Source organism: Rhizobacter sp. P5_A1 (assembly GCF_056400745.1).
The window spans coordinates 115,836-126,954 of sequence record NZ_JBFUKR010000012.1 but is presented as its reverse complement, the minus strand read 5'-3'; the positions used below and the strand labels follow the sequence as shown (position 1 = coordinate 126,954).

The following is an 11,119-nucleotide window of genomic DNA, read 5'->3' as shown; positions in this document are numbered from 1 at the left end:
CCGTGGGCTGCGGGTTGTCGTTCGTGCGGGATCGGGGCACGCCGTCGGAATTCTGCGAGCGACTGCGCTCGCGCGTCCTCGACGAAAGTGAACCTTTGCAAAATCTCGCGGCCCCTGCGGCGCCCGACAGCCCCTGCGAATCCACGATCATTGCGGGATGAATACGGACCCTTCGCTTCCTCCGACCTGGCGCTGCTGCCGTTTCGCTGAACTGAGCGTGTACGAGTTGCAGGCGATCTATCGCGCGCGCCAACTGGTGTTCGCGGTCGAGCAGGCCTGTGCGTACCTCGATGCGGACGGCTTCGACGAGCGTGCGCTCCATCTCGCCGCATGGCCATCGCCGACCGACCGTGCGCTGCCGCTGGCCTATGCGCGGATCCTCGAGCCGGGCTGCAAATACGCCGAACCATCGATCGGCCGTGTGCTCACCACCGGCTTCTCACGCAGCACCGGGCTCGGCCGCGAGCTGATGCGGCGATCGATCGCGCAGTGCACGGCCGCATTCCCGGGCCACGGCATCCGCATCTCGGCGCAGACACGGCTCGAGCGCTTTTACGCCGAGCTCGGTTTCGCGCCGGTCGGCGCGCCCTACCTGGAAGACGGCATCGACCACACAGAGATGCTCCGACAAGGCTGAGCGCGGGCTTCGCCCTTTGCGACGACGTGCCGTCGGCCACTGCCTACAATTCCGCTTTGCTCAAAAAGCAGGCGAGCGATGTTGTTCCCGAAGGAATTCGATGTGATCGTGGTCGGCGGCGGCCACGCCGGCACCGAGGCCGCGCTGGCCTCGGCGCGCATCGGTGCGGCCACGCTGCTGCTGACGCACAACATCGAGACGCTGGGCCAGATGAGCTGCAACCCGTCGATCGGCGGCATCGGCAAGGGGCACCTCGTCAAGGAGGTCGACGCGCTCGGCGGCGCGATGGCCGCGGCGACCGACGAAGCCGGCATCCAGTTCCGAATCCTGAACGGCTCGAAGGGCCCGGCGGTGCGCGCGACCCGGGCACAGGCGGATCGCATCCTCTACAAGGCGGCGATCCGGCGCCGATTGGAAAATCAGCCGAACCTCTGGCTGTTTCAAGGGGCCTGCGACGATCTGATCCTCGAGGGTGACCGAATTGCGGGCGCCGTCACGCAAGTGGGCATTCGCTTCAGGGCGCGTGCGGTGGTGCTGACGGCCGGCACTTTCCTCGACGGAAAGATCCACGTCGGGCTGCAGAGCCACAGCGCCGGCCGCGCCGGCGATCCGCCGGCAGTCGCGTTATCGGCACGACTGAAGGAGTTGAAGCTTCCGCAAGGGCGCTTGAAGACCGGCACGCCGCCGCGGCTCGACGGCCGCTCGATCGACTTCAGCCTCTTGACCGAGCAGCCGGGTGACGGCGTCCCCCAGGCCGACGGCTCGCCCGCGACCGAGCCGATGCCGGTATTCAGCTTCCTCGGCGATGCGTCGCAGCACCCGCGCCAGCTGCCGTGCTGGATCACGCACACCAACGAGCGCACGCACGAGATCATTCGTGCCGGCTTCGACCGCAGCCCGATGTTCACCGGTCTGATCGACGGCGTCGGGCCGCGCTACTGCCCGAGCATCGAGGACAAGGTCAATCGATTCAAGGACAAGGACTCGCACCAGATCTTCCTCGAGCCCGAGGGCCTGACGACGCACGAGTTCTACCCGAACGGCATTTCGACCTCCCTGCCCTTCGATGTGCAGCTGGCCGCCGTGCGCAGCATGGTCGGTCTCGCGGACGCCTACATCCTGCGGCCCGGCTACGCGATCGAGTACGACTACTTCGATCCGCGCGAGCTGAAGGCGAGCTTCGAGACGCGCTCGATCGGCGGCCTGTTCTTCGCCGGGCAGATCAATGGCACGACCGGCTATGAAGAAGCGGCCGCGCAGGGCCTGTTCGCCGGCGCCAATGCCGCGCGCCAGGCGCAGGGCCTCGCAGCGTGGCTGCCACGCCGCGATCAGGCCTACCTCGGCGTGCTGGTCGACGACCTGATCACGAAGGGCGTGACTGAGCCGTATCGGATGTTCACGAGCCGCGCCGAGTTCCGGCTGCAGCTGCGCGAAGACAATGCCGACCTTCGGCTGACCGACTCCGGCCGCGCGATGGGGTTGGTGGACGACGTGCGCTGGGCGGCGTTCAACCGCAAGCGCGACGCGTTGACGCGCGAGATGGAACGGATGAAATCGACCTGGGTGCACGCGAGCGCGCTGCCGGCCGCTGATGCATTGCGGTTGCTCGGCGCGCCGATCGAGCATGAATACAGTCTCGCCGAACTGCTGAAGCGCCCCGATGTTGATTTCGACGCCGTCGCCGAGGTCGCAGCGATCGCCCGGCCCGACGTCGCTGTTTCACGTGAAACCTTGCATGGCGAGCTTGGTGTGTCGCTCGCCGATGCAGTGATCGATCAGACACAGATCAGCATCAAGTACGCCGGCTACATCGACAAGCAGAACCGCGATGTCGAGCGCGCCGTGTCGTACGAAGCGTTGCGCTTGCCGGACGAGCTCGACTATGCACAGGTGACCGCGCTGTCGTTCGAAGCACGACAAAAGCTGAGTCAGCATCGACCGGAGACCCTGGGACAGGCCTCGCGCCTGTCCGGAATCACGCCGGCCGCGATCTCGCTGCTGCTGGTTCACCTGAAGAAGGGTCGGTTCAAGGGGTTCGCGCCCCTGCCCGCCGGCACCGACGCAACGCCGGTTCATTGAGTCGCGGTGAGGATGGAATCCGCGATCGAAGCGCTGCGACCGGCGCTAAAGACCCTGATCGAGCGGCTCGCGCTTCGCGATGTCGGCAACGCACAGCTCGACGCCCTGCTCGGCCATGTCGCGCTGCTGCAGCGCTGGAACGCGACCTACAACCTGACCTCGGTGCGCGAACCCGAGCAGATGTTGATCCAGCACCTCGCGGACTGCCTTGCGGTGATCGAGCCGCTGGGCCAGCGGCTCGAAGCCGGCCGCCTGCTCGATGTCGGCAGCGGCGGCGGCCTGCCGGGGGTCGTGATCGCCATCATGCGTCCGGGCATCAACGTCACCTGCGTCGACAGCGTCGGCAAAAAGGCCGCGTTCATCCAGCAGGTCGCCGGTGAACTGCGGCTGCGCAATCTGCACGCGGAGCACGCGCGGGTCGAACAGCTCAAGGCGGCCCCATTCGATGTGATCGTCTCGCGGGCGTTCGCGTCGCTGGCCGACTTCAGCGCGCTGACCCGCCGCCATCTCGCCGCCAACGGAATCTGGATGGCGATGAAGGGCAAATCGCCTGCCGAGGAGCTGGCGGAATTGCCGGCCGATGTCGAATTGTTCCACGTGGAACAGCTGACGGTTCCGGGCCTGGACGCCGAGCGCTGCCTGATCTGGATGCGCCCGAAGCGCTGATTCCGACCGCGGCGCGGCGGCGTCGCTCCCTATAATTCAGGCGGCGCCGGGGCACTTTCGAGCCCTGTTCTCGCCCTCTTCCCCAACCCTTCGAGCGTTCATGGCCAGAATCTTCTGCATTGCCAACCAAAAGGGCGGCGTCGGCAAGACCACCACCACGGTGAATCTCGCAGCCGGTCTCGCGCAGATCGGCAGGCGGGTGCTGGTCGTCGACCTCGACCCGCAGGGCAACGCGACGATGGGTTCGGGCGTCGACAAGCGCGCGCTGGACCTGACGGTCTACGACGTGCTGCTCGAGAACGCCTCGATCGTCGAGGCGCGTCAACTGCGCACCAAGGCCGGTTACGACGTACTGGGCGCGAACCGCGAGCTGGCCGGCGCCGAAGTCGAGCTGGTCGAGCTGGAGCGGCGCAACAAGCGATTGAAGGGCGCCCTGCAGGCGGTCGACGCCGATTACGACTTCGTTCTGATCGATTGCCCGCCGTCGCTGAGCCTGTTGACGCTCAATGGGCTGTGCAGCGCGCACGGCGTCGTTGTGCCGATGCAGTGCGAGTATTTCGCGCTCGAAGGCTTGAGCGACCTGGTCAACACGATCAAGCAGGTGCACGCAAACCTGAACCCCGATCTGGAGATCATCGGCCTGCTGCGGGTGATGTTCGATCCCCGCATCACGCTGCAACAACAGGTCAGCGAGCAGCTCAAGGCGCACTTCGGCGACAAGGTGTTCAACACCGTGATCCCGCGCAACGTGCGGTTGGCCGAGGCACCGAGCTATGGCCTGCCCGGCGTCGTGTTCGACCCTGCCTCGAAAGGTGCGCTCGCGTTCGTCGAGTTCGCGAAGGAAATGTCGGAGCGCCTCGGCGCGCCGGCCGCTGTCGCGGCGGCGGCCTGAACCGATGGCCGGCGAGCCGTTGAACCCGGCTTTCGATGCAAGACTGCTGTCGCGCATCGAAGATGCCGGGCTGAACGCCAGCGCCCCGCCCCAGCAACGCTGGCTCGATGGCTGGCTCGTGCGCTTCTCGCCCGGCAAGGCGAAGCGGGCGCGCTGCGTCAACGCGGTCGCTGCCGGCCGCCTGCCGGTCGCAGATCGGCTGGCGGCATGTGCGCAGGTGTTCGAGCACGCCCAGCTGCCGCTGATCGTCCGCATCACGCCATTCACATTGCCGACCGCGCTCGACGGCCTGCTCGAACAACAGGGGCTGCGGCGCTTCGACGATACCCGCGTGATGGTGTCGTCCGGTCTCCCCGATGCCGACGCATCGCCGAGCGGCAGCGACCCGTCGATCCGGGCAATCAGCCTCGAAGCCTTCGCGCAACGCGTCGGCGCCTTCCGCGGCTCTCCGCTGGCACAGCGCCAGGCGCATGCCGAGCGGCTGCTGAATTCACCAGTGCCGTTTTCTGCGTTCGAGCTCCGGATCGATGGCGAGTCATTGGCCTGCGCACAGTTCGCGCTCGAAGGCGACGTGGTCGGGCTCTACGATGTGTTCACCGCGCCGTCGGCGCGTGGACGAGGTCTCGCCGGGATGCTGTGCCGGCACCTGCTGGCGCAGGCCCGGTCACGCGGCGCGCGCAACGCCTATCTGCAGGTCGGGGCCGACAATCACGCGGCGCGTGCGGTCTATCGACGGCTCGGCTTCGACGATGGCTATGCGTACCACTACCGTACGCGGGACCCGTCGGCCGCCTGACGACTTCGACAGGCGCGTCAGAGGCCCTTGCCTTCGTCGAGCCCGAGGTGCACGTTCATCGATTGCACCGCCGCGCCGCTCGCCCCTTTGCCCAGGTTGTCGAGCCGCGCCGTCAGAATCACCTGTGTCTCGTTCGCGAACACGAAGATGTCGACACGATTCGTGTCGTTGCAAGCCTGTACATCGAAGTAGCCGTCGGCCAGTGCGGCGGGATCGCGCAATGGCATCACCCGGATGAAACGCTCGCCGGCATAACGCTGCTCAAAGACGGCCTGGATGCCTTTCGGTGTGGTACCGGCCTTCAATTCAGAAAGATGTAAGGGCACGCTTACAGACAATCCCTTGTAGAACTTGCCGACGATCGGCATGAAGATCGGCCGCGTGATCAAGCCCGTGTGCGCAGTCATTTCCGGCACGTGCTTGTGAGCCAGGCCAAGCGCGTAAGGCCGCGGCGAATCGAGCCGCGGGTCGCCGCCGGCCTCGTACTGCTCGATCATCTTCTTGCCGCCGCCCGAGTAACCGGTGATCGAACTGGCCGAAATCGGCAACTCCGCGGACACCAGGCCGGCGTCGACCAGCGGGCGCAACAAAAGAATGAAGGCCGACGCATGGCAACCGGGGTTGGAGATGCGCTTGGAGGCGCGCAGCAGTGCTCGCTGGCTCGGCGCCAGCTCAGGCAGGCCGAAGACCCAGTCCGGCGCCGTGCGATGCGCGGTGCTCGCGTCGATCAGGCAGGTCCTCGGGTTCGTCACGAGCGCGGCGGCTTCCCTGGCGGCCGCGTCGGGCAGGCACAGGAATGCGACATCGGCGGCATTCAGCAGGCGCGCGCGCTCTGCCGCATCCTTGCGCTTGTCGGCCGCGATGCGCAGCACCTCGATGTCGTCGCGCTGCGCGAGATACTCGTGAATGCGCAGGCCGGTCGTACCTTCCTGGCCGTCAACAAACGCAAGCGTCACCATCACCGATCCTCTCGTCCAAACAGCCGGCAAGGATAAACCACTCTGATGACGAACGACGACTTCGAGGCCGTGCGCCTGCTGCTGTTGCCGGGTTGGCTCAACTCCGGCGCGCCGCACTGGCAGAGTCGCTGGGAAGCGCTGCACGGCTGTCGGCGCGTCGAGCAGGACGACTGGCTCTGGCCGAAGCGCGGCGACTGGATGGCGCGACTCGATGAAGTCCTGCTCGAATCGGATCGCCCCGCCGTGTTGATCGCGCACAGCCTGGGCTGCCAGCTCGTCGCCGCATGGGCCGCGCACTCGCGCCATGTGTCGCGTGTGCGGGCCGCGTTGCTGGTCGCGCTGCCGGACACCGAGCGCGCCGACATGCCGCCGAACCTGTTCAACTGGCGGCCGATCGCGCGCGCGCCTCTGCCGTTCGCGAGCCTGGCCGTGATCAGCACCGACGACCCGTTCTGTGCTCCCGAGCGCGCCGAGCAAATCGCGCTCGACTGGGGCAGTGCGGCGTTCGACATCGGCGCGCGCGGCCACATCAATGGCGAAGCCGGGCTCGGCGACTGGCCTCAGGGCTGGCTGCTGCTGCGGGAGCTGCTGGGCCGATCGCAGACAATCGTCTGATGGTCACCAAGAAACCCAAAGGCCTCGGCCTCGGCCTGGAAGCGCTGCTCGGCCCCCGCGTCAAGGAACCCGGCGACATGCCCGCGGCCGCGAACGATGGAGCGCCGCATGTCCTGAAGCTCACGCAGCTGCAGCCTGGCAAGTACCAGCCGCGCACGCGCATGGACGAAGGCTCGCTGTACGAGCTCGCCGAGAGCATCAAGGCGCAGGGTGTGATGCAGCCGATCCTGGTGCGCCCGGTCGCCGGCGATCGCTTCGAGATCATTGCAGGTGAACGTCGCATGCGGGCCGCAAGGCTCGCGGGTCTCGACGAAGTGCCGGTGCTCGTGAAGGACGTACCGGACGAATCGGCGGCCGCGATGGCGCTGATCGAGAACATCCAGCGCGAAGACCTGAATCCGCTCGAGGAAGCGCAGGGTCTGAAGCGCTTGACCGACGAGTTCGGGCTGACGCACGAGATGGCCGCGCAGGCCGTGGGACGCTCGCGCAGCGCCGCGAGCAATCTGTTGCGCTTGTTGAACCTGACCGAACCGGTGCAACAGATGCTGATGGCGGGCGACATCGACATGGGCCATGCACGTGCATTGCTGCCGCTCGAAGGTGCGCAGCAGATCCTGAACGCCACCGAGATCGTCGCGAAGAAACTCTCGGTGCGCGAGGCCGAGAAGCTCGTCGCGCGCGCGAGCGCGAGCTCGGGGCGGCAAGCGCCGCTGCTGCGCGCGAAGCACGAGAAGCCGCGCGATCTGCAGCGCATCGAGCAGGAATTGTCAGATGCACTGACAGCGGCGGTCGAGATTCGCGTCAAGAAGCGCACCAAGCGCGGCGAACAGGGCGAGGTCGCGATCGCCTTCGGTTCTCTCGACGAGTTGAACGGCCTGCTCGACAAGCTCGGGCTCGCGCAACGCTGAAGCCAGCGGCGGAACTTCATGCATGCGCGCACAGTCTTCAACACATCGAGGTCAACCGACACATCATCGGCACGTTGTTTGCTAAACGAATTCCGATGCAGTTGATGCTGTTGGACTGCCGCTGAATTGGGCGGCCTTGAACCTTGTACTCGAAGGACCGACTGGCGCAGAATGAACGAAGCTTGAATCACTCGATCCGCTGACGACGGAAAGCTCTGATGGCGCCCCACCGGGTGTCATCAGAACTTCCCCAGACGTTGAAAGCGAAGCACATGCGCGTTCAACGTCTCCTTGCCCCGCACAGGAGATCAGCATGGATGTGATCAGCAACTTTGCCGCCCGCTTCGAGCGCAGTCGCGAAGAAGAACTCTCGATCGAGGAATACCTCGCCGAGTGCAAACGCAACCCGATTGCGTACGCGACCGCCGCCGAGCGCATGCTCAAGGCGATCGGCGAACCGAAGATGGTCGACACGCGCAACGACCCGCGCATGTCGCGCCTGTTCGCGAACAAGGTCATCAAGATCTATCCTGCGTTCGCCGAGTTCTACGGCATGGAAGACGCGATCGAACAGGTCGTCTCGTACTTCCGCCACGCGGCGCAAGGCCTCGAGGAAAAGAAGCAAATCCTTTACCTGCTCGGGCCGGTCGGCGGTGGCAAGAGCTCGATCGCCGAGCGGCTGAAGTTGCTGATGGAGCAGGTGCCGTTCTACGCGATCAAGGGTTCGCCCGTGAACGAGTCGCCGCTGGGTCTGTTCGATGCGCTCGAAGACGGCCCGCTGCTCGAAAAGGAATACGGCATTCCGGTGCGCTATCTCAGTCGCATCATGAGCCCGTGGGCCGTGAAGCGACTCGAGGAGTTCGGCGGCGACATCCGCAAGTTCAAGGTCGTCAAGCGCCACCCGAGCGTGCTCAAGCAGGTTGGCGTGTCCAAGACCGAGCCGGGTGACGAGAACAACCAGGACATCTCGGCACTCGTCGGCAAGGTCGATATCCGCAAGCTCGAGACCTTCGCGCAGGACGACCCCGACGCCTACAGCTTCTCCGGCGGCCTGTGCCTGGCGAACCAGGGCCTGCTCGAGTTCGTCGAGATGTTCAAGGCGCCGATCAAGGTGCTCCACCCGCTGCTGACAGCCACGCAGGAAGGCAACTTCAAGGGCACCGAAGGCTTCGGCGCGATCCCGTTCGACGGCATCGTGCTGGCGCACAGCAACGAGAGCGAGTGGAAGACCTTCCGCAACAACAAGAACAACGAGGCCTTCCTCGACCGCATCTACATCGTCAAGATCCCGTACTGCCTGCGCGTCGGCGAAGAGGTCAAGATCTACGAGAAGCTGCTGCGCAACTCGTCGCTCGCCGAGGCCAAGTGCGCCCCGGGCACCCTGAAGATGATGAGCCAGTTCGCGATGCTGACGCGCCTGAAGGAGCCCGAGAACTCGTCGCTGTATTCGAAGATGCTGATCTACGACGGCGAGAACCTCAAAGACACCGACCCGCGCGCGAAGAGCTATCAGGAATACCGCGACTACGCCGGGGTCGACGAAGGCATGAGCGGCGTGTCGACGCGCTTCGCGTTCAAGATCCTGTCGAAGGTCTTCAACTTCGACCCGGCCGAGGTGGCCGCGAACCCGGTCCACCTGATGTACGTGCTCGAGCAGCAGATCGAGCGCGAGCAGTTCCCGGCCGAGCTCGAGCAGAAATACCTCGGCTTCATCAAGGAGCACCTGTCGGCGCGCTATGCCGAGTTCATCGGCAAGGAGATCCAGACCGCTTACCTCGAGAGCTACAGCGAGTACGGCCAGAACATCTTCGACCGCTACGTGACCTACGCCGACTACTGGATCCAGGATCAGGAATACCGCGATACCGACACCGGTGAGGTCTTCGACCGCTCGTCGTTGAACGCCGAACTCGAGAAGATCGAGAAACCGGCGGGCATCAGCAACCCGAAGGACTTCCGCAACGAGATCGTCAACTTCGTGCTGCGCGCACGCGCCAACAACGCCGGCAAGAACCCGCTCTGGACCAGCTACGAGAAGCTGCGCACCGTGATCGAGAAGAAGATGTTCAGCAACACCGAGGAGTTGCTGCCGGTGATCAGCTTCAACGCGAAGGCCAGCGCCGACGAGGCGAAGAAACACGAGAACTTCGTCAATCGGATGGTCGAGAAGGGCTACACCGCGAAGCAGGTGCGCCTGCTGTGCGAGTGGTACCTCCGAGTGCGCAAGAGCAGCTGAGCCGAGCGCCGCAGCAGTATCCAGAGATCGGAGTCGGAATGCTTCAGCAGATCATCGATCGGCGCCTCGCGGGAAAGAACAAGTCGATCGGCAACCGCGAGCGCTTCCTGCGCCGCCACCACGCCCAGGTGCGCGACGCGGTACGGCGCGCGGTCGATGGTCGCGGCATTCGCGACATGGAGCGCGGCGAAGACATCCGCATCCCGAAGAAGGACATCAACGAGCCGGTGTTCGGCCACGGCCCCGGTGGCACCCGCGAGATGGTTCACCCGGGCAACCAGGAGTACGTCGCCGGCGATCAGATCGAGCGGCCCAAGGGCGGCAGCGGCAAGGGCAGCGGCAAGGGCGAGGCCAGCGACTCGGGCGAGGGCGAGGACGACTTCGTCTTCCACCTGACCAAAGAAGAGTTCATGCAGATCTTCTTCGACGATCTGGCCCTGCCGCGCATGACGCAGACCCAGCTCGCCGAGACGCCCGAATGGAAGAGTCATCGCGCCGGCTTCGTCAGCGACGGCACGCCGAGCAACCTCAGCGTCGTGCGTTCGATGCGCGGCGCGATCGGCCGGCGGCTCGCGATCGGCGCGGTCTCGCGCAGCGAATTGCGCGAGCTCGAAGAGCAGCTCGAAGCGGTGCTTGCCGAACCGGCGAGCGCACTGCGCGATGCGCAGCGCGACGTGCTGCAACTGAAGATCGATGCGCTTCGCGCCCGTCTCGAGCGCATCCCCTACCTCGATCCGATCGACCTGCGCTTTCGCAGCCGCGTGCGTGTGCCGGTGCCGACGACGAAGGCAGTGATGTTCTGCCTGATGGACGTCTCCGGCTCGATGGACGAGGCGCGCAAGGAGCTGTCGAAGCGCTTCTTCATCTTGCTGTATCTGTTCCTGACGCGCCACTACGACAAGATCGATCTGGTCTTCATCCGCCACCATACGCAGGCGCAAGAGGTCAGCGAGGAAGATTTCTTCCACGCCCGCGAGACCGGCGGCACGGTCGTCTCGAGTGCGCTGGTGCTGATGGACGAGATCATCAAGGCGCGCTACTCGCCGACCGAATGGAACATCTACGGCGCCCAGGCCAGCGACGGCGACAACTGGCACCACGACAGCGGCCGCTGCCGCGAGCTGCTGACCGAGAACCTGCTGCCGGTGTGCCGTTACTTCGCCTACGTGCAGGTCGCCGAGGAAGAGCAGAACCTGTGGGAGGAATACACCCGGGTCCAGAGCAGTCAGCCGCACTTTGCGATGCGCAAGGTGACGCAGGCCTCGCAGATCTATCCGGTGTTCCGCGAGCTCTTCAAGAAGGAAGGCGCGGCCGCATGAAGGAGCACACAC

General features: G+C 65.4%; 10 protein-coding genes. 9 read left to right on the top strand and 1 reads right to left on the bottom strand.

What is annotated here, in order from left to right; all coding sequences use genetic code 11:
• Positions 1-217: 217 nt before the first annotated feature.
• From AC1DTW_RS15275 to AC1DTW_RS15255, 5 genes are all read left to right on the top strand, one after another.
• A complete protein-coding gene (locus tag AC1DTW_RS15275; protein WP_477982065.1) occupies positions 218-637 on the top strand; it encodes a GNAT family N-acetyltransferase in 420 nt (139 codons plus the stop codon).
• Between the two features lie 78 nt (positions 638-715).
• On the top strand, positions 716-2,716 hold the full coding sequence (mnmG, locus tag AC1DTW_RS15270) for a tRNA uridine-5-carboxymethylaminomethyl(34) synthesis enzyme MnmG (RefSeq protein ID WP_477982064.1): 2,001 nt from the start codon (positions 716-718) through the stop codon (positions 2,714-2,716).
• A gap of 12 nt (positions 2,717-2,728) precedes the next feature.
• A complete protein-coding gene (rsmG, locus tag AC1DTW_RS15265; protein ID WP_477982063.1) occupies positions 2,729-3,382 on the top strand; it encodes a 16S rRNA (guanine(527)-N(7))-methyltransferase RsmG in 654 nt (217 codons plus the stop codon).
• A gap of 100 nt (positions 3,383-3,482) precedes the next feature.
• On the top strand, positions 3,483-4,274 hold the full coding sequence (locus tag AC1DTW_RS15260) for a ParA family protein (protein WP_477982062.1): 792 nt from the start codon (positions 3,483-3,485) through the stop codon (positions 4,272-4,274).
• Between the two features lie 4 nt (positions 4,275-4,278).
• Positions 4,279-5,070: a GNAT family N-acetyltransferase gene (locus AC1DTW_RS15255; RefSeq protein WP_477982061.1), complete on the top strand. Its 792-nt coding sequence runs from the start codon at positions 4,279-4,281 to the stop codon at positions 5,068-5,070.
• Between the two features lie 17 nt (positions 5,071-5,087).
• On the opposite strand, the gene argC is transcribed toward AC1DTW_RS15255, so the two are convergent.
• A complete protein-coding gene (gene argC, locus AC1DTW_RS15250; RefSeq protein ID WP_477982060.1) occupies positions 5,088-6,029 on the bottom strand; it encodes an N-acetyl-gamma-glutamyl-phosphate reductase in 942 nt (313 codons plus the stop codon).
• A gap of 45 nt (positions 6,030-6,074) precedes the next feature.
• On the opposite strand from argC, the gene AC1DTW_RS15245 reads away from it, so the two are divergent.
• From AC1DTW_RS15245 to AC1DTW_RS15230, 4 genes are all read left to right on the top strand, one after another.
• Positions 6,075-6,644, top strand: coding sequence for an RBBP9/YdeN family alpha/beta hydrolase (locus AC1DTW_RS15245; protein ID WP_477982059.1), 570 nt, complete (start codon positions 6,075-6,077; stop codon positions 6,642-6,644).
• Positions 6,644-7,552, top strand: coding sequence for a ParB/RepB/Spo0J family partition protein (locus AC1DTW_RS15240; RefSeq protein ID WP_477982058.1), 909 nt, complete (start codon positions 6,644-6,646; stop codon positions 7,550-7,552). Before AC1DTW_RS15245 ends, AC1DTW_RS15240 begins: the two co-directional genes overlap by 1 nt.
• Positions 7,553-7,865: 313 nt before the next feature.
• Complete coding sequence (locus AC1DTW_RS15235) at positions 7,866-9,788, top strand: PrkA family serine protein kinase (protein ID WP_477982057.1); 1,923 nt, start codon at positions 7,866-7,868, stop codon at positions 9,786-9,788.
• 38 nt (positions 9,789-9,826) lie between these two features.
• Positions 9,827-11,107 carry a YeaH/YhbH family protein gene (locus AC1DTW_RS15230; protein WP_477982056.1) on the top strand — a complete coding sequence of 427 codons (1,281 nt, stop codon included), beginning with the start codon at positions 9,827-9,829 and terminating at the stop codon, positions 11,105-11,107.
• Positions 11,108-11,119 lie beyond the last annotated feature (12 nt).